This window comes from Akkermansiaceae bacterium, from assembly GCA_017798145.1.
GTDB lineage: Bacteria > Verrucomicrobiota > Verrucomicrobiia > Verrucomicrobiales > Akkermansiaceae > Luteolibacter.
The window spans coordinates 1,819,144-1,844,840 of the sequence record CP059069.1 but is presented as its reverse complement, the minus strand read 5'-3'; the positions used below and the strand labels follow the sequence as shown (position 1 = coordinate 1,844,840).

Annotated in this window: 18 protein-coding genes; 10 read left to right on the top strand and 8 right to left on the bottom strand. The window is 61.8% G+C overall.

Annotated elements, in window-relative coordinates:
• The first annotated feature begins 37 nt into the window (after positions 1–37).
• Both menB and menA read left to right on the top strand, forming a co-directional pair.
• On the top strand, positions 38–853 hold the full coding sequence (gene menB / locus HZ994_07760; protein ID QTN34342.1) for a 1,4-dihydroxy-2-naphthoyl-CoA synthase: 816 nt from the start codon (positions 38–40) through the stop codon (positions 851–853).
• 124 nt (positions 854–977) lie between these two features.
• A complete protein-coding gene (gene menA, locus HZ994_07755; protein ID QTN32228.1) occupies positions 978–1,868 on the top strand; it encodes a 1,4-dihydroxy-2-naphthoate octaprenyltransferase in 891 nt (296 codons plus the stop codon).
• Between the two features lie 140 nt (positions 1,869–2,008).
• Here the strand turns inward: menA and HZ994_07750 are convergent, their stop codons facing one another.
• Positions 2,009–3,040, bottom strand: coding sequence for a GntR family transcriptional regulator (locus tag HZ994_07750; GenBank protein QTN32227.1), 1,032 nt, complete (start codon positions 3,038–3,040; stop codon positions 2,009–2,011).
• A gap of 119 nt (positions 3,041–3,159) precedes the next feature.
• Between HZ994_07750 and HZ994_07745 the strand changes: the two genes are divergently transcribed.
• The 7 genes from HZ994_07745 to HZ994_07715 all read left to right on the top strand — a co-directional run bounded on the left by HZ994_07745 (position 3,160) and on the right by HZ994_07715 (position 14,084).
• Complete coding sequence (locus tag HZ994_07745) at positions 3,160–3,864, top strand: hypothetical protein (GenBank protein QTN32226.1); 705 nt, start codon at positions 3,160–3,162, stop codon at positions 3,862–3,864.
• A gap of 277 nt (positions 3,865–4,141) precedes the next feature.
• Positions 4,142–6,844, top strand: coding sequence for a 4-alpha-glucanotransferase (locus HZ994_07740; GenBank protein QTN32225.1), 2,703 nt, complete (start codon positions 4,142–4,144; stop codon positions 6,842–6,844).
• Between the two features lie 49 nt (positions 6,845–6,893).
• Entirely contained in the window at positions 6,894–8,438 is a 1,545-nt protein-coding gene (locus HZ994_07735) for an arylsulfatase (protein QTN34341.1), read from the top strand.
• 68 nt (positions 8,439–8,506) lie between these two features.
• The gene (locus HZ994_07730) at positions 8,507–11,200 is read left to right on the top strand and encodes a DUF1549 domain-containing protein (GenBank protein ID QTN32224.1); all 2,694 of its coding nucleotides are present in this window, start codon (positions 8,507–8,509) and stop codon (positions 11,198–11,200) included.
• Entirely contained in the window at positions 11,187–11,594 is a 408-nt protein-coding gene (locus HZ994_07725) for a DUF1553 domain-containing protein (protein ID QTN30772.1), read from the top strand. The genes HZ994_07730 and HZ994_07725 overlap by 14 nt, the downstream gene beginning before the upstream one ends.
• A 100-nt stretch (positions 11,595–11,694) precedes the next feature.
• Entirely contained in the window at positions 11,695–13,374 is a 1,680-nt protein-coding gene (gene leuA, locus HZ994_07720; GenBank protein ID QTN32223.1) for a 2-isopropylmalate synthase, read from the top strand.
• Positions 13,375–13,820: 446 nt separating this feature from the next.
• Entirely contained in the window at positions 13,821–14,084 is a 264-nt protein-coding gene (locus tag HZ994_07715) for a transposase (GenBank protein ID QTN32222.1), read from the top strand.
• A 133-nt stretch (positions 14,085–14,217) separates the two neighbouring features.
• Here the strand turns inward: HZ994_07715 and HZ994_07710 are convergent, their stop codons facing one another.
• Both HZ994_07710 and HZ994_07705 read right to left on the bottom strand, forming a co-directional pair.
• Complete coding sequence (locus HZ994_07710) at positions 14,218–15,609, bottom strand: hypothetical protein (GenBank protein QTN32221.1); 1,392 nt, start codon at positions 15,607–15,609, stop codon at positions 14,218–14,220.
• Positions 15,610–15,648: 39 nt separating this feature from the next.
• Positions 15,649–16,323, bottom strand: coding sequence for a hypothetical protein (locus HZ994_07705; protein ID QTN32220.1), 675 nt, complete (start codon positions 16,321–16,323; stop codon positions 15,649–15,651).
• A 51-nt stretch (positions 16,324–16,374) separates the two neighbouring features.
• On the opposite strand from HZ994_07705, the gene HZ994_07700 reads away from it, so the two are divergent.
• Entirely contained in the window at positions 16,375–16,743 is a 369-nt protein-coding gene (locus tag HZ994_07700) for a TM2 domain-containing protein (GenBank protein ID QTN32219.1), read from the top strand.
• A gap of 39 nt (positions 16,744–16,782) precedes the next feature.
• On the opposite strand, the gene HZ994_07695 is transcribed toward HZ994_07700, so the two are convergent.
• The 5 genes from HZ994_07695 to HZ994_07675 all read right to left on the bottom strand — a co-directional run bounded on the left by HZ994_07695 (position 16,783) and on the right by HZ994_07675 (position 25,693).
• Entirely contained in the window at positions 16,783–20,139 is a 3,357-nt protein-coding gene (locus HZ994_07695) for a HEAT repeat domain-containing protein (GenBank protein ID QTN32218.1), read from the bottom strand.
• 86 nt (positions 20,140–20,225) lie between these two features.
• Entirely contained in the window at positions 20,226–20,930 is a 705-nt protein-coding gene (locus HZ994_07690; protein ID QTN32217.1) for a DUF3313 family protein, read from the bottom strand.
• 63 nt (positions 20,931–20,993) lie between these two features.
• Positions 20,994–21,677 carry a TIGR02206 family membrane protein gene (locus HZ994_07685; GenBank protein QTN32216.1) on the bottom strand — a complete coding sequence of 228 codons (684 nt, stop codon included), beginning with the start codon at positions 21,675–21,677 and terminating at the stop codon, positions 20,994–20,996.
• Positions 21,678–21,738: 61 nt separating this feature from the next.
• The gene (locus tag HZ994_07680; GenBank protein ID QTN32215.1) at positions 21,739–25,176 is read right to left on the bottom strand and encodes a sulfatase-like hydrolase/transferase; all 3,438 of its coding nucleotides are present in this window, start codon (positions 25,174–25,176) and stop codon (positions 21,739–21,741) included.
• 58 nt (positions 25,177–25,234) lie between these two features.
• Positions 25,235–25,693 (bottom strand): nucleotidyl transferase AbiEii/AbiGii toxin family protein, encoded by a 459-nt coding sequence (locus HZ994_07675; GenBank protein ID QTN34340.1) that lies wholly within the window; start codon positions 25,691–25,693, stop codon positions 25,235–25,237.
• Positions 25,694–25,697 lie beyond the last annotated feature (4 nt).

The window sequence follows — 25,697 nt, the reverse complement described above, 5'->3', positions numbered from 1 at the left end:
TGATAACGGCGGCGGGGCGGGGCAGCTTCCCAGCATGATGTGGGTTTCAAAACATGACTTCGAGGATATCCGGTACGAAACGACCGAAGACGGCGCCATCGCCAAGGTGACAATCAACCGCCCCGAGGTGCGCAACGCCTTCCGCCCGCTGACGGTCGCTGAAATGCTCAAGGCCTTCGACATGGCGCACGAGGATCCACAGGTCGGGGTGATCATACTAACGGGCGAGGGCGATCTCGCCTTCTGCTCCGGCGGCGACCAGAAGGTGCGCGGCCACGCGGGCTACATCGGCGGCGACGGGGTGCCGCGCCTCAATGTTCTCGATCTGCAGAAAAAGATCCGCACGCTTCCGAAACCGGTCGTGGCGATGGTCGCGGGCTACGCGATCGGCGGCGGGCACGTTCTGCACATCGTCTGCGATCTCACCATCGCGGCGGACAACGCCCGCTTCGGCCAGACCGGCCCGAAGGTCGGCAGTTTTGACGGCGGCCTCGGCTCCAGTTATCTTGCACGTATCGTCGGCCAGAAAAAGGCACGGGAGATCTGGTATCTCTGCCGCCAGTATGATGCGCAGCAGGCGCTAGCCATGGGCCTGGTGAACACTGTCGTCCCCCTCGCGGATCTCGAAAAGGAAACGCTCCAGTGGTGCCGGGAAATGCTCGCCCACTCGCCGCTTGCCCTGCGCTGCCTGAAATCCGCCCTCAACGCCGATTGCGACGGACAGATGGGCCTGCTCGACCTCGCCGGGAACGCCACCCTGCTCTATTACATGTCCGAAGAAGGACGTGAGGGGAAAGAAGCGTTCCTCGAGAAACGCAAACCGGATTTCTCGAAGTTCCCGAGGGTGCCGTAGGAAGTGGTCAGTGCCGAGTGAGCAGTGATCAGTGGGAGAGGTGGTTTCCGCGTTCTTCTATGGCATGAGCGCCGGATTTTCCATTCGCCCTATCCCTCATTCCCTCCTTCACTCCCTCCGAACGATGTATCCAGGAACACTTTTCAAAGCCGTGCTCTCCGGCGCGAGACCGAAAACCCTCGCGGCGGGCGTCGTCCCGGTATGGGTCGGCGGCGTGCTTGCCTGGAAGCTTTCCGGCAGCATCGACTGGTGGCTGCTGGCCTGCACCCTGCTCGGCGCACTGTGCATCCAGATCGCGACGAATTTCTTCAACGACGCGGTGGACGGGAAAAAGGGCGCCGACGGCGAGCGCCGCACCGGGCCGAAGCGGCTGACGGGGACCGGCGAGATGGCTTTCGGGCAGGTGATGGCGTTGGGCGCGGTGTTCCTCGCGGGCGCGGTGGCATTCGGGACTCCGCTGGTGATGGCTCGGGGCTGGCCTATGCTGGCGATCGGCATCCCATCCCTGTTCCTCGCCTACGGCTACACCGGCGGGCCGTTTCCGCTGGCTTACAGGGGGCTGGGGGAGGTTTTCGTGATCCTGTTCTTCGGCTTCGTTGCGGTGATGGGCACAGTTTTCATCCAGACTGGCGGATGGCCGCGCGAGGCGGCCCTGCTCGGCGCACAGATCGGCCTGCTCTCCGCGGTGCTGATCTCGGTGAACAATTTCCGCGACCGCGAGGGCGACGCGCTGGTGGGGAAACGGACGCTGGCGGTAAGGTTCGGCGGGAAAGCGGCGGCGGCGGTGATCTGGCTGGAGATCAAGCTGGCGGCGTTTCTTGGGTTTGTCTGGATGATGTGGGATCTGCCCATGTTCCTGGTCGCCAGCGTGCCGGTGTTCGCGATCGGCATGCGGATCATCTGGGGCGTGCTGACCCTGCCCGCCGATGCCCGGATGAACCGGCTCCTCGCGCTCGGCGCTTTGGAATTGGTGCTCTTTGCCGCCGTCTTCCATGCGGTGGCGGTGTTTTTCTGAAGCCATGCGCGTCGTAGTCGGGTAGCTATGAAAATGTGCTCCCAAGTATGGAGAAGGGTGCCTCCAGCACCTTTAGCACAAGCCAAGCGAAATGATCACCAAGGCTTCCGGAAAAGGGGCTGGAAGCACCGTTCTCCATATTATCCGCCAATGAACTTGGCCACCGTCAGGCCTTGCTTCCGGTCGTCCTTGCCGCGGGCGATGTTGCCTGTCCAGCGCACGATACGGCGCACCATGGGTTTGTGATCCCAGTGGATGTGGGCGATGCCCGGTGAGCACCAATTGAAGCTGGGATGGAAGTCGGTGCAGATCAGCGCCACCTGTTTCATGGCAGAAGTCTTTTCCCGGGCGATGAAGTTCTGAACGGCAAGCAGGAGTATCCAATCGTCAATCAGTAGTGCGGACGGCGGGCTGACGTGAAATAGTGAATCAAGGCAATCCCTCAGCCCTTCGCCGGTCTCCATCCAGTCAGGCAGGTTGTAAGGGCCGGTGGAAATGCCCCTCTTTTCGAGTTCATCGAGAAAAACCCGCTCAACCATTCCCAGGCTTGGTTTCCGGCGCTCCTCGCGTGTGAGGAATACAAAGCGCCGGTGCCCCTTGTCGGCGAGGCTTTGGATCGCCTCCCGCAGGGCCGGCAGCTTGTCCGGCCCGGTTCCGGCGATATCCAGCCCCTGCATCCGTCCGAATAGGGAGAAGCAGGGAATCGACGACTTCGCAAACCATTCCAAAACGGGTCGGGATCCGGACTGGATGATCCACGCCCCGGACGGATTCTCGCTTACCATACGCGCCACCCGTTCGGGATCGTGTTTCAGCTCCGCCAGGCTCTTGGGAGCAAAAAGCAGTTCGTGCCCCGATGCTTGCAGTTTGCGCCGCAACTCGGAGATGTAGCGGTTGAGGGCGTCATCCCGTTCATAAAGAATAAGGGTCACCCGCATGGCGGGCGCGTCTTTCTGGGAGGCCATGATCCGCCGCCTTCGCCCCGCTCCCTGTGATTTGAGAAGACCCTCCTGCTCCAGCATCCCCAAGGCCTTTTCGATCGTCCTGCCATTGGCTCCCAGCTCAGCGATCAGGCGGTCGCGCCCCGGCATGAGTCCCTTCCAGCGCCCTTGGCTGAGCGCTTCGCGCAGGTGGGAGGCCACCTGTTCGGTGATCGTGGAGGTGTTGAGCACGGTGAAACCTCACACTCTGCGCACAGGTTGTCAAAGGCAATTTGCTTGGACGACCCTGCTGGGCGGCGCTACTCAATCAGAACGAAACGAATCTTCGCTTCCCAATCCCACAGACAAATATGAAAACCACACCGTTCCTCACCTCGCTGGCACTTGCCGGATTGTCTCTCAACGCCAATGCGGCAAGTATTCTGCCGATCTCCTCAATCACAGGCTTCAGCGGAGGCGACAGCTACACTCCGCAGGATTTCACCCCGCTCACCAACGGCTTTGGCATCACCAAGCCTGATGCCAATGATCCTTCGACTTGGACAAACGGAGCGGCATCACCAAGCGGGGGTGCAATCTACAAGGATGAGTGGTATGACCATTACCTGGTTGCTGCCGCGAACGGCAAACTTGCTTGGGTATCCTTCGATCTGGGTAGCGCGCAAACAACCTTGGATAATCTCTATATCATCAACTCCGATGCCCAATCCAATATTACGGCCACCGCCACATTCAATATCTACCACGCGGTAACGCCGACGGTCGCCTTGCCGGCGCCTCCGGGTGGAAACCAAGCGGTGGACTATGACTTTGCAAGCGGAGGCTGGACACAGCTTGGATCAACCCAGAGCATCGGTGTTCTCACTTCGGCTTATGCCTACGATCTGAGCGGGATCACCTCTGCGCGCTACATCGCGCTGGAGATTATGACCGCGTTCAAGCCATCGGATGGCCGGGTAGGCTTCGATGAGATCGCGATCACCGCCATTCCCGAGCCTTCCGCCGCCCTCCTCGGCGGTCTTGGCATGCTCGCGCTGCTTCGCCGCCGCCGCTGATGGATCTCAGGTCGGCGACCTGTTTTCCGCAATACTTTGAAGCCTTCGGCTACTTGAACATCCCCTGTGAAAACGGGGGATGTTTTTTTGTTTCCACAGGCAGGGACTTTTATCCCTAAAAGTCCATATCTGACGGCTCCATCCATTCATCCGGTATCTTCCCGCGCAGAGCGCCGCGAGATATGGACGGTTCGGGAGAGGCCGTCCCTGCCTGTTCCTGCGAGAAAATCCGATTTTGGATGGCGGATCGGCGCGGCGGCGGCTTAGCTAGTCGCGCATGACTTTGGTATTTCGGGTGGCTTATCGGACGGTGGTCGGGGAATCGCTGTGGCTGGAGATGGATGGCGGGCAGGTGCCGATGAGGTGGCTGGACGAGGGGCATTGGGAGGTGGAGGTGGAGAGCCCGGCGGCGCAGGTGAAATACAATTATTTGCTGAAGCGCGAGGGCTACGGGGTGGAGCTTCGGGAATGGGGCGGGGTGCGGGATTGGCATGGCGGATCGAATTTGACGGAAGAATTGGAGGTATCCAGTCCGTCCATCTCCGCTGCGCTCCGGTTGCCGCCACGGGTGCTTTTCCTGGACGACTGGAGATCGGCGGGGAGCGATGACCGGGTCTATGAGGCGAAGGTCTTCGCGGCGGTGGAAGGGAACCCGGGGAAGCCGGGGAAATTCGCGGCCAAAGGGAAAAACCATGAGTTCTGCCTTCACATGGCGCGCGTTCCTAAAGGCCTGGTGCCTTGCCTGATGGGTGGCTTCGAGACGCTGGGGGACTGGGATTACGGCAGGGCGGTGCCGATGTTGGAGGCGGAGAAAAATATCTGGAAGGCGGGCGTGGAGCTGCCGGCGGACTGGCGGGTGGAATACAAGTACGGGCTCTACGATCCCGCCCTTGGGAAGGCGGTGAGGCTGGAGGATGGCGGGAACCGCGTGCTGGAGCGCCGCGACGGGGCGGGTCAGGTGTTCGTCTCGGATGAAAATTTCCGCAGGGGTGCGGATCTGAAATTCCGGGGCGCCGGGGTGGCGATCCCGGTTTTTTCCCTGAGGAGCGCGGAGGGCTGCGGGGTGGGGGAGTTCGCGGATCTCAAGGCGATGGGTGATTGGGCGGCTGCCACGGGGCTGAAAATGCTCCAGATCCTGCCGATCAATGACACAACTTCCTCGAAGACATGGACGGACAGCTATCCGTATTCAGCGATCAGCGTTTTCGCACTGCATCCGATCTACCTACGGCTGGATGAAATGAGTTTCCCGATGGTGGGCGATGCGGATTTTGCGGAGGAACGGATTTCACTCAACGCTCTCCAGCACGTCGATTACGAGGCGGTGATGGCGGTGAAATGGCGGGTGACGCGGGAGATTTTCGACACGAACCACGATGCGATCCTGCGCGACAAGGCGTTCCTCGGTTTCCTTGAACGGAACCGCGACTGGGTTCTTGATTACGCGATTTTCTCGGTGAAGCGCGACGAGCACGGCACGGCGGATTTCTCCAAATGGGGCGAGTGGGCGGAGTATGATGCGGCGAAGGCCGAGTCCCTCTCGATCAGCACGGATTCGATGTATTACGTCTGGCTGCAGTACGAGCTGGACCGCCAGCTCACCGATGCGGTGGCGCATTTGCACGCCGCGGGTGTGGCGCTGAAAGGCGACCTGCCGATCGGGGTGGACCGGGATTCGGTGGATGCCTGGGTTGCGCCGCACCTTTTCAACATGAATGCGCAGGCGGGTGCTCCGCCGGATGCCTTTGCGGTAAAGGGGCAGAACTGGGGCTTCCCGACCTACAACTGGGACGAGATGAAAAAGGATGGCTATGCCTGGTGGCGCGCGCGTTTCGAGAAGCTCAGCCGTTACTTCGATGCCTACCGCATCGACCACATCCTTGGCTTTTTCCGCATCTGGCAGGTGCCGGTGGAGCAGGTCGAGGGGATCATGGGTTGGTTCGACCCGGCGATGCCGATCCGTGTGGAGGAATTCGCGGAGCGCGGGATCGCCTTCGACTATGATCGCTTCTGCAAGCCCATCGTCTTCGAGAAAGATCTGGCGAAGAAATTCGGCGAGTTCGCGGATGGGGTGAGGCAGGATTTCCTGGTGGATTACGGCCTGGGCTGCCATGGGCCGAAACCGCAGTTTTCCACCCAGCGGCAGGTGGCGGAATTTTTCGGAAAACTAGGGAACGGGGATTGGGCGAACAAGGAATGGCTGCGGGATGCGTTGATGGATGTGGTGGCGGAGGTTCTGTTCCTTGAGGTGCCGGGATCGGGCGGGACGGAATTTCACCCGCGGATGTCGATGATGGACACGGATTCATTCAAGGCGCTCGACTGGGAAATGCAGGACAAGCTGCGCGCGTTGTATGTCGATTATTTCTTCCGCAGGCAGGAGGGCTTCTGGGAGGCGAAGGCTTACGAAAAACTACCGGCGATGCGCGCCGCCAGCGACATGCTTCTTTGCGGCGAGGATCTCGGGATGGTGCCGGCCTGCGTGCCCGGAGTGATGCGGGAGCTGGGGATGCTCTCGCTGGAGATCCAGCGCTGGCCGAAGGAGGAGGGGGTCGATTTCGCACATCCGGCGCACGCTCCCTACATGAGTGTCGTCTCCACCGGCACACACGATATGGAAACTCTGCGTGCGTGGTGGCGGGACGATGGAGTGATCCGTGCGAACTTCGCCTGGGAAATGTTCGGCGAGGGTTATCCGGAGAAGGATCTCAGCCCGGAGATGGCGCGGCGCATCATCGCGCAGCAGATGCATTCACCGGCGATGTGGGCGGTTTTCCCGCTCCAGGACCTGCTGGCGATGGATGGCGAGCTTCGCAGCAACGACATCGATGGCGAGCGCATCAATGTCCCGGCCATCATCCCGTTCTACTGGAGGTGGCGGATGGAGATGGCCATCGCGGATATGCTGGATGCGGATGATTTCACAACTATGATACGCGGACTGGCGCAGGCGGCGGGAAGATCAATCGGGAAGAACTGAAATCGTGGCAGGACTCTCACACGCAAAATTCAACATAAGCGGGGCGGCCATGGTCGGCCTCGTTTTGGCAGTCGGGCTCGCAGTTCACGCGGATGCCGAAAAACTCCCCAACATCGTCGTGATCTACGCCGACGACCTCGGCTACGGCGATGTGCATTGCTACAACCCGGAGCGCGGCAAGATCCCGACGCCGAACATAGACAGGCTCGCGGCGGAGGGCATGCGTTTCACGGACGGGCATTCGTCCTCCGGGGTGTGCACGCCCTCGCGCTACACTCTGCTGACCGGACGCTACCACTGGAGGTCGCGGTTGCAGAAGGGGATCGTGGGGCTCTGGGAAAAGCCGCTCATCGCGCCGCACCGGCTGACCATCGCCGGGCTGGCGAAGCGCAAGGGATACAAGACAGCATGCATCGGGAAATGGCACCTCGGCTGGGATTGGCCGATCGCGCCGGGGCAGAAGGCGTTCTTCGGCTCCGGCGGATACAAGGGCAAGAAGGACAACGCCGCGACCGGTGAGCACCGCGCCGCGTGGAAGGAAACCTTTTCCAAACCCATCCCCGGCGGCCCGACGGCGGTGGGCTTCGACGAATATTTCGGAACGGATGTGCCGAACTGGCCGCCGTACTGTTTCATTGAGAACGACCGGACGATCGGCATCCCGAGCGAATATGCGGACAAGGAGCTTTTTGCAGAAAACTTGGCAAGCCAGCAGGGTCCGGCGCTGGAGGGGTGGACGCTCGAGCCCATTCTTCCGGCCTTGATCGGCAGGGCGGTGGAATTCATCGGGCGCGAGGCGAAGACGCCGGAGCCCTTCCTGCTCTATCTGCCGCTGACCACGCCGCACACGCCGCTTTCGGTCAACGAGGAGTGGAAGGGGAAGAGCGGCATCAACACGCTCGCGGATCTCGTGATGGAGACGGATGCGGCGGTCGGGAACGTGCTGGAGGCGCTGGCGGAGAACGGCCTCGCGGAAAACACCCTGGTGGTGTTCAGCAGCGACAACGGCTCGGCTCCCTACGCCGGTGTCCCAGAGCAAGAGGCGAAGGGGCACTTCCCCAGCGGTCCGCTGAGGGGCTACAAGGCCGATGCCTGGGAGGGCGGGCACCGGATCCCCTTCCTCGTCCGCTGGCCCGGTGTCGTGGAGGCCGGGCAGGTCAGTGATGTCCTCGTCCACCAAGCGGATCTGATGGCGACCTTCGCCGAGGTGCTCGGCGAGGAGCTCGCGCCGGACGAGGGCGAGGACAGTTTTAGCCTCGTACCCTTGCTGAAAGGGGAGGCGGAATCCGTCCGCGGCAACGCCGTCAGCGCCTCGATCCAGGGGGTTCCGGCCCTGCGTTCCGGCGCGTGGAAATACATCCCCGCCCCCGGCTCCGGCGGCTGGGGCAAAGGCGGCGACCAATCGCAGCCCTTGCAGCTCTACGATCTTTCCAAGGATATTGGGGAAACGCAGAACCTCGCGGCCACGATGCCGGAGCGCGTGCTACGCATGTCGGACTTGCTGGAAAATCTCATCAAGCGGGGCCGCAGCACCCCGGGGCCTGAGCAGGACAATGATGTGGAGGTACGCAGGTTCCCAGGCAAGTCGAATTGATTTTCCCTGCCTTCCCCGGTATGCAGGGGCGTGCAACTTCCGCAGCCTGAGCTACGTAGTCATTCCCCTTGAAGCGATCTCCCTACATTCTCTGCTTTCTCGTCACCGCCCTGCCTGGCCGCGCCGGGGACAAGATTTCCTACGCCCGCGAGATCCTGCCCATCCTCTCCGAAAATTGCTTCCACTGCCATGGGCCTGACAAGGAACGCCGGGAGGCAAAGCTGCGGCTCGATGTCCGCGAGAAGGCCATCGGGGCGCTCGCCTGGGATCCGGCAAAGCCGGAAAACTCCGAGGCGCTGATCCGCATTTTCTCGGACGACGAGGACGAAATCATGCCACCGCCGGATTCCCACCGCACTCTTTCCGAAACGGATAGAAACCTGATCAGGCGATGGGTGGAACAAGGCGCGGAATACGAGACCCACTGGGCCTTCGTCGCCCCGCCGATGGAAGTCCCCGTCCCCGAAACGAAGGATGCGACCTGGCCGGAAAACCCCATCGATTCCTTCATCCTCTCCCGCCTCGAATCGGAAAGCCTTTCCCCCACGCAGCCCGCCAGCCCCGAGCGCTGGCTGCGACGCGCGACCTACACCCTCACCGGCCTGCCGCCTACCCAGGCAGAGCTCGATTCCTTCCTCGCAGACGAGTCGTCCGCGGCAAAGGAAACCGTGGTGGACAGGCTGCTTGCATCCCCTCGCTATGGCGAGCACATGGCCACCCCGTGGCTCGATGTCGCCCGCTACGCGGATTCCTTCGGCTACCAGGCGGATACCGAAACGAAGGCCTGGCCCTACCGCGACTGGGTGATCCGGGCTTTCAACCGCAACCTGCCCATCGACGAGTTCATCATCGATCAGCTCGCCGGCGATCTCCTGCCTGGAGCCACACGCGAGCAGAAGCTCGCCACCGCCTTCAACCGCATTCACCGCAAGACCAACGAAGGAGGCTCGGTTCCGGAAGAGTGGCGGCAGGAAGGCATCTCGGATCGCGTCCATGCGGTCGGCACCGCTTTCATGGGCCTCACCATGGAGTGCGCCAGATGCCACGACCACAAGTACGACCCGATCACCGCGAAGGACTACTATTCGATGGGTGCCTTTTTCAACAGCATCGACGAACATGGCATGTTACAGGGCGGAAGCACCAAGGGAAACCTCGTTCCCGCGCCCGCCCTCGAGCTGCCCACGCCCGAACAGGAGGCCGCCCTTGCTACGCTGGGAAACAAGGTGGCCGAAGCGGAGGCCGCGCTTGCCGCCCATGTTTCCGGTTCGGATTCCGCTTTCGAAAACTGGCTCTCTTCGGGGAAGAAATTCATCTCGCCGGATCTCGCAGCCCGCTTCGGGTTCGAGGAGAAGCCGCTCAAAAACTCTGTGCCGGGGGGCAAGCCCGCGAACATCGGGTCTAACAGGCTTGCCCCCGGGAAAGAGGGCAACGCCCTGCTGACGAACGGGGACAGCGTCGCGTCCCTCCCGTCGCTTGGGATCAGCCATGCCGACCAGCCTTTCTCGGTGAGCCTGTGGCTCAAGCCCGGCGAGACATACCCGCGTGCCGTCGTTTTCGCGAACACCACCACCTCCGGCGAAAACCATTCCGGCTTCCTGCTCGTTCTCAAGGAAGGGCATCTCGTCTGGACACTCGCACGCGAGATTCCCGGTTGCGCAGCATCGATTTCGTCTTCCGAGCCGATCCCAACCGGGCAGTGGACGCACGTCACGGTGACCAACGACGGTTCGCGGAAGGCTTCGGGTCTCGGGATGTTCATCAACGGCGCTACCGCCGCCACGAACACCGTTTGCGACAACCTCACCCGGGACATGCCCGTCGGCGGGGGAATCGGCCTCGGGGCCAGGGGAGCCGATTTCGGTTTCCGCGGCGGGATGATCGACGGGCTTTCCGTCCACCTCCGCGACATCACCCAATTCGAGGCCGCCATGGAGTGCGGGATCGAGCCGGACCAATCCGACGGGGCGCTCCGCGACTACTATCTCTCCGCCATCGATCCCGCCTCGCGCGAACTGCGCAAGAAACTCAACGCCGCCCGCGCCGCGTTCCGGGAGGAGCAGAACAAGGTGCGCGAGATCGTCACCATGCGCGAAAGCGCCGAGCCCATACCCCACTTCATCCTGAAACGCGGCGACTACACCATGCCTGCGGAAAGGGTGGGGCGCGAGACCCCCGACTGGCTGCCGCCCTTCCCCGAAGGCGAGCCCCGCAACCGCCTCGGCTTCGCGCGCTGGCTCACCTCGCCCGAGCACCCGCTCACCGCCCGCGTCACCATCAACCGCATCTGGCAGGAAATCTTCGGCACCGGCCTTGTCGCCACCTCCGAGAACTTCGGCCTCCAGGGCGCACAGCCCTCCCATCCGGAACTCTTGGATTGGCTCGCCCGCGATTTCATCAACCACGGCTGGGACCAGAAACGCGCGATCAGGCAGATGCTCCTCTCCGCCACCTACGGCCAGGATTCGTCGGCCTCGCCGGAGCTGCGCGAGCGCGACCCCGACAACGCCCTGCTCGCCCGCGCTCGCCCGCCGCCTCACCGCCGAGCAGCTGCGCGACTCCGCGCTGGCCCTCTCCGGTCTCCTCGTGGAAAGCATCGGCGGCCCACCGGTCAAGCCCTACCAGGCGCCCGGATCGATGTGGAAGACGCTCAACAACTTCCTGCCGGAATACAAGGCGGACAGCGGCGAAGGCCTCCACCGCCGCTCGCTCTACACCTTCTGGCGGCGCACCACCACCCCGCCCAACATGACCATCTTTGACGCCGGGACGCGCGATGTCTGCGCGACCCGCCGCATGCCGACCAACACCCCCCTGCAATCCCTCGTGATGCTCAACGACCCGCAATACGTGGAGGCCGCCCGCAAGCTCGGCGAGCGCATCCTGAGGGAAGGCGGCGCCACCGGGGAATCCCGGGCGAAATGGGCCTACCGCGAGGTCACCGGGAAAGAACCCACCGCCGAACAGCTCACGCTGCTGCTTGACCTCATCGCGGATCAGCGCACGTTTTTCACATCGGGATCCTCCGATGCCGCCGCCCTGCTGAAAGTGGGCGAATCGCAGGCCGACCCCGCGCTTGATGCAATCGAAACCGCCACCTTCGCCGCCCTCGCCCAAGCACTCCTCAACCTCGACACCAACATCACCCTGCGCTGACGGGACGCACATCCGCGCCAGCCCGCCGCGCTCCGGAGATTGCCCGAGAGGCAGCCCTTGCCTCGGAGCCATCTTGTGGCGTAGCCTTGCTCCCCACCCGATGAACCCGAGTTCCCTCAAGAAATACCGCCCCTTCCCGGCGATCCCGCTGCCCGACCGCACTTGGCCGGACAAGGAGATCACCCGCGCCCCGATCTGGTGCTCGGTGGACCTCCGCGACGGAAACCAGGCGCTGCCGCAGCCGATGTCCATCGAGGAGAAACTGGAGTTCTTCGAACTGCTGGTACGGATCGGTTTCAAGGAAATCGAGATCGGTTTCCCCTCCGCCGCTGATACGGAATTCAATTTCTGCCGCCGCCTGATCGAGGAAAACCGGATCCCGGACGATGTGACGATCCAGATCCTCGTGCAGACACGCGAGCAGCTGATACGCCGGAGCTTCGAGGCCATTGCCGGCGCGCGGCGCGCCATCGTGCACATCTACAACTCCACCTCGCCTCTGCAACGCCGCGTCACCTTCGGGGATGCCTCCCGGGAATCGATCAAGCAGATCGCCATCGACGGCGCAAAGCTGGTCAAGGAACTGGTGTCAACAATACCCCAGACCGAGGTGATCATGCAGTATTCGCCGGAGTCCTTTTCCGATACGGAATTGGATTTCTCCGCCGAGGTTTGCAACGCAGTGATCGATGTATGGCAGCCGACCCCGGAGAAAAAGATGATCATCAACCTCCCCGACACCGTCCAATGGGCCACCCCGAACGTCCATGCAGACATGATCGAGTGGATGGGGCGGAACCTTGACCGCCGCGATTCCATTTCCATTTCCCTCCACACGCATAACGACCGAGGCACCGGTGTTGCGGCGACCGAACTCGGCCTGATGGCCGGCGCGGACAGGGTGGAAGGCACGCTTTTCGGCAACGGCGAGCGCACGGGGAACCTCGACATCGTCACCCTCGCGCTGAACATGAACAGCCACGGTATCGCGACCGGGCTGGATTTTTCCGGGCTGACGGACATCCGCCTGAAATATGAGAAATTCACGCGTTTGGTGGTTCCGGAGCGCCAGCCCTATGCGGGTGAGCTGGTCTTCACCGCGTTTTCCGGCAGCCACCAGGACGCGATCAAGAAAGGCCTGGACCGCCGCGAAAGGGAAACCAGGCTAGATCCCGCGACGATGTGGGGCGTGCCTTACCTGACCATCGATCCGCAGGACATCGGGCGCTCCTACGAGGCGATCATCCGCATCAACTCGCAGTCCGGAAAAGGCGGCGTCGCCTACGTGCTGGATCGCGAGCACGGCTTCGACCTTCCCAAGTCGATGCACCCCATCGTCGGGAAATACATCTACGACCTCGCCGACAAACAGGGCGGCGAACTCACGCCCGACGAGATCCGCGAGGCGTTTTTCGAGCATTTCGTCAACGTCGCGGAGCCGCTCCAGGTAACGGAATACGAGCTGATCCACAAGCCCGGTGGTGGCAACGTCCACTGCAACGCGGTCGTCTCCATTCATGGGAATCTCCACCGCATCGAGGGCGATGGCAACGGGCCAATCAATTCCTTCGTCCACGCCCTGGAAACGGTGGGCATGAAGGATTTCAAGGTCACCGACTACCGGTCTCACGCCGTGCGCGGCGGCTCCGATGCAAGCGCCGCCGCCTACGTCCAGCTCCAGCACGATGACGGGCGCCTGCTCTGGGGCACGGGCGTGGATTCCTCCATCGAGATGGCCGGCCTAAAGGCGCTGGTTACGGGATGGAATCTGCTCAGATAGGAACCTGGAATCCTGCAGCCAGCCCGCCATAACCTCACCCAAGGTCGGGCTGCCGGAGGTGGAGGGCTTGGAACGACCAATCGAATCATCAATCCGAAAGGCCCCATTCATGCGCCCGAGCGCGTCGTAGGCGCAGGCGCGAAAAGTATCTGGGAGATGGATTGAGAAATGTTGCAATGAGACACCTGACCCGGATGGCAGTGACTTAAGGCACTTTCCGGCTCGTTAGCCTCCAGGAATCCAGCGACCGGGAGCGGGCGGGGAAGCTGGAGGATTCGCTCCCAGAGGCCATGAGGCGGAGGAAGAATTGGATTTCTTCGCGGCGGATGGCTTGGCGGATGGGTTTCATGGTGCCCTTGCTCAGGAACACTGAAGGGGATCGCCGCCCCATAGGTTTGGGATGAGATCGCGCCAGATCGTGCGCATGTCGCGGGCGCATTGCTTGAGTGGCGGCAGGATGCGAGAACCCGAGCTTCAAGGGGGTCATCGACAGGCTCAACCAGTGGCTGCCGGCCGTCCTCTCCGCAGCTGCGGCGAAACTCCGCAAGCGCCTGGTCACAGACCTGATCGAGCTCATCACCAACGCCATCTCGGAAGGGATCAACTACAAGATCCAAGCCATCAAGGCCAATGCCCGGACCCTCATGAACTTCAAAGACTACCGCACCAGAATCCTCTTCTTCTGCGGCAAGCTATCACTGGTTCCATAAAGATCTGCGAAGAGCCTCGGATGGACTTCGAAGCCTTTCATGAAATCGCTCCGCTTCACGATCTCCAGATCAATCTGCCGGTGTTGTGACACCGATGGTGGTTGACGGTGGAGACCGCGGCGGGAGGTGGCGGCTATGGTACGATGACCACTTGCCCGGCTTCCAGTCCGGAGGTGATTTCCGTTTCCTCGGCGGATGAAATGCCTTTGGTCACAGGGCGCTTCTCGGTCTTCCCATCGGCCAGCTTGACCTCAACCTCCCAGCCCTTCGGGCCGTATGCGATCGCTTTGGATGGGATTGTGAGAGCGGCGTCCGCGGCGTAGGATACCAGGTGGATCGCCAGCGCCTGACCTGCTGCGACCTGCGATTTTTCCGGCCACTCCGCCGCGAAGGTGGCATTGTAGGTTTGATCCGGGTTCGGGGTGGCGCCCAGCGATTCCAACGATACCTGGATGCTCATGTTTCCGCGTCCGGAGAGCGTGGCGGCTCCTTTCGCTCCGACAGTGAGAGCAGCCGCGGTCGCCTGGTCCGGAAAGGCGTGGATGGCCATCTTCGCGGATGCCGGGATGAAGGTGGCGAAGGCTTTCTTGACCGGTGCGGAACCATTACTGTGCAGACCCTTGATGAGCTCGCCGCTTGTCCATTTTCCGTCCTCGATGGAACCATGGTAAAAGGTGCCGTCGGCGGGTGCCTTGATCTCGAAGAGAGCGCGGTCTTTCTCAAGCTCCGCGAGGGTCTGCGTGTTGCGCCCGAGCGAGGCTTCCAGGCCGGCGACCTCGATTTTTTTCAGCTCGATGGAACGCGGCAGATCCTTTTCGCCCTTGGCGAGCTGCAGTGCGGTGTCGTCGCGGTTTTGGGTGAGGGAGATGGCCTCGCGCGGCAGCGAAACGCTGAGGGTGCGCTCGTGGTCGAGCATTTCCATGCGCAGGGCGAACTCCGCGTATTCCACGGCATCCTTCTGGTTCTGGAGGATGATTTCCTCGGTGTCCTCGGTGATGTCGTCCGCCTCATACATTTTGAGGAGCTGCTTGAGCTCCTCCTGCTTCGAGGCGAGCATCTGCTCGTTGCGCTTGAGGGATTGCGCGGCCGCTTCCTCCGCGGCCTTGCGGCGGGTTTCCGTGAAATAGGCGAGTTCCTCCGCCGCTTGCTCCGCCCCGCGCTTCAGCCGGGCAAGCTGCTCGGGGACGGTCTTCTCAAGGGTCGAGAGATCGAGTTGCGCTTGTGCGAGGCCTAGTGTCTCGGCGGAGATGGAGCGGCGGGTGTCCTCGATCTTGCGGGCTATGCCCTCGGCATCGCAGGCAAGGAGGGTGTCTCCTTTTTTCACGGAGCTGCCATGCGCGGCGATCTTGGTGATGGTGAATTCCGTCCAAGCTTCCGCGTCCAGGACGATGGGGGTGCTTTCCAGTGGGAGCGCGATGGCAGGAAGGCTGTGTGTGACGGAAAAAGGTTTCATTTCCAAGGTGAGCTCCCCGGCATGGGCGGTCGCGGCAATGAGTAATGGGACGAGATGTTGGATGCGGGTCATGATCAGGGGCGGGAAGGAAAGCACAAAGCCGGGATCGACTCAAGCGGCACCTCGCGACTTGCGCGCGAGCCAGATCGGGACGTAACGCGGCTTCTTCGCCATCGGCACGGCGGGCACCATATGTTCGACGACCTCGTAGCCCTCGCGCTCGAGGTTGCGGGTCAGGGTTGGCATTTTCCGGGTGGATCCGATCGCCAGAAGGCCGCCGGGTTGGAGCGCCTCGTAGGTGGCGGAAAGCCAGCGCTTGTCGTTGACGAGCAGGCGCTGCTTTCCGGCGAGAGGGGCGGAATCGAGGTGGATGAGGATCGCGTGGAGGCAGCCGGATTGCTTGTTGAGGGCGTTTGCGCCCGCATTTTCCTCGATCACGACGCGCGGATCGGCGAGAGGGGATTCCGGGAAAAACTCGCGGTTCCACTCGGGCAGTGCGCTGCGGCTTTCCGCCACGGTGTAGACGGCGCGCTTCTGCGGGAGCTCACGGATGATGGCAGCCAGCATGTTTCCGAGCCCCAGCCCCACGAGCCAGATCCGCGGCTGCCGTGCCGGGCGGAACGGGGCCGCCGCCAGCTTTGCCAGCTCTTCTTCCGCCGCCCTTGTGGCCGGGCCGCAGATTTGCTGGCCGTGGATGCTGAGGTAGCGGCGGCCGTCGTGCTCCTGGAGCTCCAGGTGGCTGCCGTCCTCAAGTGTGGTCTCTGCGAGGGTGATGCGCGGTTTCATTTCTGCTTGCTGCTTGCCAGCTTGATGGATTTTTGCTATTCGACAACCACCATGTCAGAAGAAACGCCAGCACCGGAACAAGCCGCACCGCCCGCACCGGAACAGACCCCGCCTCCAGTGGCCGCCCCGCCAAACGCACCGGCCGCAGAGGAAAGCTATCCCAAGGAACAAACCGACAAGAAGCTGATCGCCGGCATCCTTGGCATCGTTCTCGGCTCCTTCGGGGTTCACAAGCTTTACCTCGGATACACAGTCCCCGGTGTCATCATGCTGTCCGTCGGCCTCGTCGGCTTGTTTGTATGCGGATTGCCGACCATGGCCGTCGGCATCGTGGGACTCATCGAAGGCATCCTTTACCTGACCAAGACGGATTCCGAGTTCGTGAAGACGTATGTGGTCGGCAAAAAGGAATGGTTCTGAGCCTTCCTCCACACGGCGCGAGCAAAAACCAGAGGCCGGTTACTTCAGCGAGGACAGGAAGGCCACCAGATCCCGGATCTCGGTCTTTTTCAGGATCAGGCCCATGGGGGGCATGGTGGAAATGGCTGGCGGTATGGAGACGATGTCCGTGCGCTTGCAGACGGTTTCCTCGTTTGTCTCCATGTTCCTGACGACGACCTCGTCCTCGTTCTCGCTCACCAGCAGGCCGGCGACGATTTTCCCGCCCTTCATGGTCACCGCGATGGCGGAATATCCTGCCGCGAGCTTGGCGCTGGGGTTGACGATGGACTCCAGGATGTAGGCGGATTCGTGGCGGCCGCCTATCCCTGCCATGTTCGGGCCGGCATCGCCTCCGCGCTCGCCGACCTTATGGCACTGGCGGCAGTTGGCTGAGCCGTTGTTGAAGAAAATGCTTCTACCGTTCTCCGGGTTGCCGCCTTCCAGTGCGACTTGGAAGGCCGCGAGGGGATCGCCCTTGTCGATGCCCGCCTCATGATCCGCAACCGCCATATCGAGCTCGGGGCCGCCGTGTTTCGTTGCGGCCTCGATGATGTCGAGGTGGATGGCGGGCGGCTGGTTCTTCAGATCCTGCATCAGGTTGAGGAGGGTGGCAGGTGCCTGCGGATGGGCGAGCGTTCCGAGCAAGGCGATGGCGAGCTGCTGATCGGAGGGTTCCCCCGAGGCAAGGATGTTCCCAATCACCCCGAAGGCCTCTTCCGGGGAGATGCGCCCGAGCGCTTGAAGTGCGGCGGCGCGCATCTTGGGATCGCTGTCAGCGGTCAATCCAACAAGGGTTTCTGTGAAACCGGAGGGCTTTTCCTTTTCGAGTTTCCCCAGTGCGGCGAGCCTGACCTGCAAGGGGTTTTTCGCGCCGGTGAGCTGACCCATGAGGGTTTTGGTGGGGATTTCAACGCCGAATTTCCCGGCTAGGCCGAGGGCTTCGACAAGCAGGTTGCCTGTGCTGTTGGCGAGCAGCGGAAGCAATGCGTCGTGGATTTCCCCACGGACTTCCTTGCCCAGCGGCTGCTGCCCTTTGATGGGGCGATACATGCCGGTGGTCGGATCGGTGGGCGGTGATTTCTCGAAACGACCGAGCAGCCAGAGCGCCTCAGTGCGGGCGTTTTCGGAAAGCGATTTGTTAGATGCGACCTCGATGAGGCGGCGGGCATTGTCATCGCCCCCGGCGCGGATCATGGCGTTGAGGATGCGCAGATCGACGGCCCATGTGGATTTGCCGAGGAGGTGGGTTGCGGCGGCGAGGTCTTGGCGGGCGCCCTCGATGTAATTGTCGTTGATCGCCTGCACGGTTTCGACGGCGATGGAGAGATCCGTGTCCTTGAGGAAATGGCCGATGCGGCCGTCGCCGAAGCGGCGTAGGGCGAGCACCACCGCACGGCGGATGGCGGGGGACTCGCTGTTGGCAAAGGCATGGACCAGATCCGCATCCCCGATCCCGATCAATCCCTGTACGACGCCGTGGCGGAGGTATTCGTCCCTGTCGTCGTTGTCCTTCGCGACAGCCATCAGTATGGGAATCTGTGACCTGGTGCCGAGCTTTCCGGTGGCGATCGCCGCGAGCATGCGGGTGCGGAGGTCGGAATCGGCGAGGCATCCAAGAATGGCATCGAGGTCTTCCCGGTGGCCGGAGTCCCCCAGCGCCTTGACGGCTTGGCCGCGCACCTTGGAGTCATCATCCGAGCAGAGTGCGGCGAGTTGTTCCGCCGATTGCGTGTCCTTTTTGAGCCGGGCGAGGTTCCCCAGCCCCCAGACACCGTGGAGGCGGGTGGTGAGGGGCTCGGTTGAGGCGGTGGCTGCGAGGAGGAGGTCGCGGTTCTGGACATCATCAGAAAGGGCGACCTGGGCGCGGAGGCGGACGCGCATGTCGGGATGGCGGAGGAGGCCGGCGAGTTCCTGTGCGGGCAGCTTGTTGAAACCTTTCGCGAAAATTCCGCGGACTTCCTTGGTCTCCGGCTTCGCGGTTTCCTTCGGATCCTCGAAGGTGAAGACGTTTCCGAATCCATGCGTGGGCCAGCTGCCGACATAATCGGTGACGTAAGCCTTGCTGTCGTAGCCGAACTCGATGTCCGTGCAGAGCATCCCGGAGACAAAATTTTCCTTCTTCTCAACCTTGAAGCCCGCGCCGTTCGGCTCCATGCGGAAACCGATCACCGCGCTGTTCGCGCCGACGAAATCGCAGACGAAGAAATGGTTGTCCCATTTTTCCGCGAGGCCGGTGCCGGGGTTGTAGGCGAGGCCGGAGGGTCCCTTGGCGACCCATCCGGCCGGGGCGAGTATGGCGCGCGGGCGGAGCTCGCTGTCTGGATCCCAGTGGCGTTCCCTCATCCAGTTCGTATCGTGGCGGCTGGTGCCGTAGATCAGGTTCGTGAATTTCTGGAACGCCTGGTGGCCGCGCTGCCAGCCGGAGTGGGCGCCTTCCACGACATCAACGACGCGGGCCATGTCCTGCATGTCAGCCTCGTTATCGACGGAAAACAGGTTCCCGTAGCGATCGAACGCGACCTCCTTGGGGTTGCGCAAACCCGTGTGGATCACCTCCAGCCCGCTGCCATCGCGCTCCATGCGGAACACGGCGCCCTCGTACTGGCTGTAGAGGTGGCGGCCGTCCTTGGTTTTGAGGTTGTAGCCTCTGTCGCCGATGGTGAAGTAGATGCGGTTGTCGGGGCCGAGGACGAAGCCGTTGAGGTCGTGGCCGCTGAGGCTCACGGAAATGCCGTAGCCTTCCTGCAGGGACTCGCGGTTGTCTGCGGCGAGATCACCATCGGTATCCTCTAACAGCCAGACGTGCGGGATGCAGGCGAAGTAGATTTTGCCGTCGAGCTCCATCACGCCCGCCGCCGTGCCATCCAGCGGATCGTTGAAGCCGTCCGCGAAGATCTGGGAGTGGTCGGCTTTGCCATCGCCGTCGCGATCCTCGACCACGCGGATTTTCTCCGAGTATTCGGTGAAATAGGAGAGCGGTTTCTTATCCGCGTATTTCTTGTACATCTCCAGACGCCCGGCGGTGGTGGTGAGCTGGTAGTCGTCGGCGACCCATGGGTTGCGGCGGTTGTCCTCCACGCCGCGCTCGAAGCGGTGTGTCTCGGCGATGTAGAGTCGGTTCTGCCCGTCGAAGGTGATAGCGGTGGGATCCTGGACGTTGGGCTCGCGGGCGAAAAGCTTCGCTTCCATTTCCTGCGGGTATTGGATGGTGGAGAGAATGGCTTCTTCCGAGGTTTCCGCAGGGATGGCTTCGGGGTTGGCTGTGCCTTCTGTTTTCGGGGGGGGCTCGTCAGTGACGGCGAATGCGGATAGGGAGGAAGCGAGGGAAATGATCAGCCAGGGCAACTTGCTGCGGCATGTGAGTATGGAGAGCATGCAGGAGATTGTGGCGGATGGCTCCGGGATACGATCAGAAAAACTCCGATCATTCAGGAGGATCAGGCCTGAAGATAGATTCGATTTCACCAGTCAACCGGCCTGAAAAAGAAGGGGTCTTTCACATCCGTCGAGCCTTCGATGATTTCCGCGAGCTGGGAAGCCCACTTTTCCGCCTCGCGGCGGAGGGTGCCGTAGAAAGTGAAGCTTTGCGCATCGATGATGCTCGCTTCCGGGGTTTCGTTGTCCGCGAAGGCAAGCAGGGTTTCCCCCGATCTTGCGTCCCGGAGGCGACCCTCTATGGCGATCGAGGGCTGACTGAGGATCCCGACAAGAGGGACCGCAAGGTTCGCGATTTTCGCCGAAGGGCGCCCGGGAATCGCCTCCACGAGATTCGTTTCAAGAACCAGCGTGTTGCGGGATTTCGAAGGCTTGGAAACGATGGTGGCACTGCGTCCCGGGAGTTCGTCGAGTTCTTTCCTGAAAGCTTCCGTCGTGCCGTCCGCAAGCTTGGCCACGTCTTTGGAATACTGGTCCCCGATGTTACGGAAATTCACGGCGTTGAGGCTGTTGTCGAGGGAGCGGAGTTTGTCGGTCCTGATGGGCACGACTTCGATCTTCGAATATTTGCTGAGATCCGCATCGGCCTTCCGCCAGGATCTCTGGAAAGGCAGGCTTTTGTCGGCGGTCAGCTTCTTGTCATCCTCTCCGAGAAATCCTGTCGAGGGGAGGGAGGGTGCGCAGGAAACGAGCGCAAAGACGGGCATCAGGAGCAAGAAGGTGGTTTTCATGTGTTAGGAACCTACCCGCCCAGTCGGCAAAGGCAAGGGGGGGGATTGGTGCGGTGCGGGCTTTCACGGCTCGGGCCTACCGGTTTTGAAAGGCAGTGCGAGCAGGATGAACAGGACAAACGCCAGGCCTTGCATCGCGAACAGGTAAACCGGCCACGGCCCGAGGTGGTCGATGAGGGAGGGGTTGTCCGGTGGGCGGGAGGCGAAGGCGAAGTTGGTTTTCAGGGCCATGTTGACAAGCAGGGCGACCCCTTGGTAGGCGACGGAGATCCCGAAAACCTTGAGCGGCGATTTCCACCAAGGCGCCTCCGGCCGCCATTTCAGGACGAGCGGGATGTAGAGTGCGGCGGCGACGATGGCGAAGTGCTGGACGAAGAAATGGATGAAGGGAAGGGAAGGAGGCCCGATGGTGATGGCGGGGGTGAGGAGTGCCTGGAGAGTGGCGGCGAGCCCCCAGAAGTAGGTGAGGGTGAGGAGGAAAGGCTTTCTCGTAAAAAGCGCGAAGCCCGCCACGATGGCAGCAAGGTCGCAGAGGTGGAGCGGCAGGACGTTATCGAGGGCGCGGGGGTGGTTGTGCCATGCGAAGAGGGCGAAGGGGTAGGCGGAGAGGTTCAGGAACGCCAGGATCGCGGTGGCAAAGCGCTCGTTTTTCTCCGACCGCTTCGCGCAAAGGATCACCAGCGCCGTGATCGCAAAGCCAACGGCGAGTGTGATGTAGTGGACGGATGTGAAGGGGCGGAAAGGCATGGAAAGGTCACTTCGGTGGGAATCGCATCCTTTTTAGTGATCCCCGCCGGGCTGTCGAATCCTACTTGCGCTTTTTCCCTTTGCCTTCCTTCTTGTCGCCCTTTTCACCAGTGTGAATTTTTCCCGGAACGGCCTGCGGGTTCTCCGTTGGGAGCTGTGCCTTCACCTCGGTGAGGCAGGCGCTGAGCTTTGCCGAGAGCCCGGCTGTCTTGTCGGGCATTTCCTTTGAGATGTCGCTCTTTTCCCCAATGTCGTCCCTGATGTTGAAGAGCTTGTTCTCGCCGGTTTCGTAGAAGTGGATGAGCTTGAAATCGCCGAGGTAGATGGCGGAATGCGGGGTGTCCCCCTGGTAGTGGGGGAAATGGAAGACGAGTTCCTCGCGGGGGCGTTTCACGGGCTCCTGCGAACCTCTGAGCTGCGGAAGGATGGAGCCTCCATCGATGTCCTTGGGCAGTTCGGTGACCCCGGCGAGTCCGCAGAAGGTCGGGAAAAGATCGAAGCCGACAACCCGCCCGTGGCACCAGCTGTCCGGAGCCACTCCCGGGCCGCGGATGATCAGCGGGACGCGGATGCCGCCTTCCCAGAGGCTGCCTTTTCCGCCCTGGATGCTCCTGCCACCGCCTTTTCCACCCTTGCTCCCTCCGGCTCCGTTGTCGGACATGTAAATCACCCAAGTGTTTTTCGCGAGGTCGAGGGTGTCGAGATCCTTGAGGATCTGTCCTATGCCTGCGTCGAGGTCATAGGTGATGGCGGCGCGCTGGACGATGTGCGCGGGGGCATTCGGAAGAAGCGCTTTGAATTTTTCGACACTTTTAGGGTTCGCGTTCTCCGGGTAATGCAGGGCGTGGTAGGACATCTGGATGAAGAACGGCTTCCCGGCTTCGTGCGATTTCTTCATGAACGCGGCAGCGCGTGTGCCCATGCCCACGATATCAACCGGGTTGTCGCCCTTGAACTGTGCGGCGTCGCCGTTGCTCGTTTCCCCGTCGCTTTCGTCGTAGCCGTGTTTTTCCGGACCGCCTCCGTTCAAGTGCCACTTTCCGTAGTGGGCTGTCGCGTAGCCGGCGGTTTTCAGGAGTTCCGCGACCGTGGTCTCGTCCTCGCGTATTGATCTTCTGTGGGCCGGCGGGATGAGCTTGTAGCCATCGGTGGCGGTCATCACGGGGGAGGCTTTTGTCCATTGGAGGCGCGCGCAGCTCATGCCTGTCTGGAGGCTGATCCGTGTCGGCGAGCAGACCGGTGACGGCGCGTAGGCCGCGCTGAAACGCATGCCCTCGGCGGCGAGTTTGGCGATGTTCGGGGTTTCGATGGATTTGTTTCCGGCGAAGCCGACATCGTTCCAGCCCATGTCGTCGATGAGGATGAAAATGACGTTGGGTTTGCCCTTGCCGATGGATGATTGGGGCTTGGGTGAATCCGGCTGTGCGGGTGTCTTTTTATCCGGTAAGCGCGGCTTGATTTCGCCTTCCACCTTGAGCTCATCGGGGCTGAGTTTCCCGTCGCCGTTGGCGTCATTCTTGTCCAGGAACCGCTTGAATTGCCCTGTCATTTCGGCGGCGGAGACCTTGGAGTCATCGTCACTGTCCATCTCAAGGTTGTGTTGCCTGACGAAGCCGTCCAGGGCGGAGTGGACGCCGCTTTTCCCTTGGGTCATTCCGGGTTCTGTAAGGTGACCGTCCTTGTCCGCATCGTAGCCATCGAAGACCGCTTTTACATCGGCGAGAAGTTCTTCAAGTGTGAGGGTGCCGTCCTTGTTGGCGTCGATTTCCGGCGCGTGGACGAGGATCCATGGGGTGCGCGGTGCGTCTCCCGCCTGCTCTTTTCCACGCGGTTCTTCGGGGCGGTCACGTGGGCGTTTGCCTTTTTCCCCCGGTTTTCTTTCGCCCTTTTCACCATCGGGTCGGCGCTGGTGCGGTGTGTAGGATTCCTTGGTCGTGGTGCCGTCGGGCGCGACGAATGCGAAGTCGGCTCCGCCTTCCGGTTTGGTGCTGTAGTCGATGCGGTGGGATTTCCCTCCGAGCTCGTAGGTGAGCGAGTAGCGCCCCTCTTCCGGATTGCTAAAATCCGTGATCGCCGCGCCGCGCAGGGGCTGGGTGTAGGGACGGATGCCTTGGGTGCGGGGTTGGTCGGCCACCTGGTCGTCGCGGATCTCGACCTGGCCTTTCAGCCCGCCGTTGAGGTAGGGGTAGTTTAAGCTGGAGTGGTAGTGGTAGCCGAGGACGCCGTGTTCGTGGCCGTTGAAGGCATCGAGATCCTTGGCGGGTGATCCGTCGGGTTCGTTGAAGCCATAGAGCGGGTAGCCGTCCATTGCGAAGCCGATCGGCTGGGTGTCGCCGACGAGCCTGCTCAGGAAAGTGGGCGGGAGGTGGTAATGGTAATCATCGGCGCGTCCGGCATGGCCGCCGTATTCATCGAGTTCCCCGGCGAGCTTGGTGTCGGTGCGGCCGTCCTGCTTGATCGGGTTGAAAATCGGAACCCCGTTGATTGCTACGGCGATGGCTCCCTTGAAGAGGCTTGTTTTCGCAGAGACCGGGCTGGGCGAGGGGACGGGATGGAGCGGGATGTGCCATGCGTTTTCACCGAAGAAATCCTGGGGAAGGGGAACCTGCTGGTTCCATGCTGTGATGCCTTTCATCATCGGGTGATCGGGCAGCGAATTCGTGCCGACGATGACGAAACGCTCGTCCCATTTGATCTCAAGCGACTCGGCAAAAGGCGCGAAGGCCTTGGCTTGCGGCGGAGCGGAGGGATCGAGGCGGTGCGAAAAATCATGGGGTGCCTGGATGCCTGCAGTTAGGAAAGGGGCGGAGCTTGCCGATGGGAGGATATGTCCCTTTGGCCAGTTTGGATTCGCCTTGCGGCCGTCCGGAGCGGATGCGATCCGGGTGCGGAAGATGACTGTGTTATCGAGCTTGAGGTCGTCGCTCCAGATCCATTTCGCCCCTTTGAAATCATGGTCGAAGTAGGGCTTTTTCGGGTCGATCTCCTGTTCGGTGAATTCCTTCGCATTCGCCCATGAAGAGTCGTCGAAGTCGGTGGCGAACCAGTTTTCCGGGATGGGGGTTGCACGGACTTTCGGGTTCGCGGTGTCCGAGTTGATGGGGCCGTGGAAGAAGTCCTTCGCCTTCCATGATGCGGTGGTGACGGTGCCATCGGAGAATTTCAGGATGAAACCGCCGTCGCCAATGCTGGTGTTGTCATACTCCATGCCGGTCTTGGGATCGGCATTGTCGCGCGCCATGACAGCGATCGTCATGGGATACTCCGGCAGTATGTCGAGGGTGACGACGTTATGCGGGATGAAAGGGATAGGGTCGGTGGCGACAAGCTGGCCGTTGATGTAGAGGGCGAACCAGTTGTCCGCGTAAATGTTGGCCTGGATGGTGTCCTCAATGCGCGGCTTTTCGATGTGCTGGGGCGCGGTGTGGAGGTGGCCTTTGCCGCCGACATCGTGTGCGGCAGCGGTTAGGGTGAGGGCAAGCAGCAATCGGAAAACCATGTGCGATTAAGCTCCGCCGGCATCCGGAAGTTCCGGGCGCTTCTCTCTAGCCCCGCATTCAATTGTTGGGCTGGCCTTTCCGAAGGCGTGCGAGATCCGCAAGATCCTGTGGGCGTCCGGTGGCTTGCTTGTTGCGGATGAGTTGCTCCTTTCCGATGGCATGGATTGGAAAGCCGTCGAGGGATATTGGGACGCGGGAAGACCATGCCTCGTCCCATGTGACCCCGCTGATGCCGGTGAGCAGGTCGATGCGGTTCGGGGCACGGCCTAGCTGGATCACCTGCCCGGCATCGAGGAAGTCCTCCCGCGTGATGCCGGCGCTTCCGAATCCGAACGTTTCGAGCACACCAAATAGCTTGTCGGCGTTTTCGGGCGATACGAGCACCATCAGGTCGATGTCCTCGGTGAAACGGGGCGCTCCGTGGAAGGCGAGCGCGTATCCGCCGACGAGGAGAAAATCAACTCTCCGCGAGAGGCACAATTCGATGAATTCTCTGATGTCCTTGTGAAGTGTCATCGGC

Bases quoted from the DNA above. Each gene is read 5' to 3' on its own strand.
- HZ994_07725 (QTN30772.1), top strand. From the start codon at position 11,187: ATGACCATCTTTGACGCCGGGACGCGCGATGTCTGCGCGACCCGCCGC.
- HZ994_07740 (QTN32225.1), top strand. From the start codon at position 4,142: ATGACTTTGGTATTTCGGGTGGCTTATCGGACGGTGGTCGGGGAATCG.
- HZ994_07690 (QTN32217.1), bottom strand. From the start codon at position 20,930: ATGAAAACCACCTTCTTGCTCCTGATGCCCGTCTTTGCGCTCGTTTCC.
- HZ994_07685 (QTN32216.1), bottom strand. From the start codon at position 21,677: ATGCCTTTCCGCCCCTTCACATCCGTCCACTACATCACACTCGCCGTT.
- HZ994_07695 (QTN32218.1), bottom strand. From the start codon at position 20,139: ATGCTCTCCATACTCACATGCCGCAGCAAGTTGCCCTGGCTGATCATT.
- HZ994_07680 (QTN32215.1), bottom strand. From the start codon at position 25,176: ATGGTTTTCCGATTGCTGCTTGCCCTCACCCTAACCGCTGCCGCACAC.
- HZ994_07735 (QTN34341.1), top strand. From the start codon at position 6,894: ATGGTCGGCCTCGTTTTGGCAGTCGGGCTCGCAGTTCACGCGGATGCC.
- leuA (QTN32223.1), top strand. From the start codon at position 11,695: ATGAACCCGAGTTCCCTCAAGAAATACCGCCCCTTCCCGGCGATCCCG.
- menA (QTN32228.1), top strand. From the start codon at position 978: ATGTATCCAGGAACACTTTTCAAAGCCGTGCTCTCCGGCGCGAGACCG.
- HZ994_07745 (QTN32226.1), top strand. From the start codon at position 3,160: ATGAAAACCACACCGTTCCTCACCTCGCTGGCACTTGCCGGATTGTCT.
- menB (QTN34342.1), top strand. From the start codon at position 38: ATGTGGGTTTCAAAACATGACTTCGAGGATATCCGGTACGAAACGACC.
- HZ994_07675 (QTN34340.1), bottom strand. From the start codon at position 25,693: ATGACACTTCACAAGGACATCAGAGAATTCATCGAATTGTGCCTCTCG.
- HZ994_07700 (QTN32219.1), top strand. From the start codon at position 16,375: ATGTCAGAAGAAACGCCAGCACCGGAACAAGCCGCACCGCCCGCACCG.
- HZ994_07710 (QTN32221.1), bottom strand. From the start codon at position 15,609: ATGACCCGCATCCAACATCTCGTCCCATTACTCATTGCCGCGACCGCC.
- HZ994_07705 (QTN32220.1), bottom strand. From the start codon at position 16,323: ATGAAACCGCGCATCACCCTCGCAGAGACCACACTTGAGGACGGCAGC.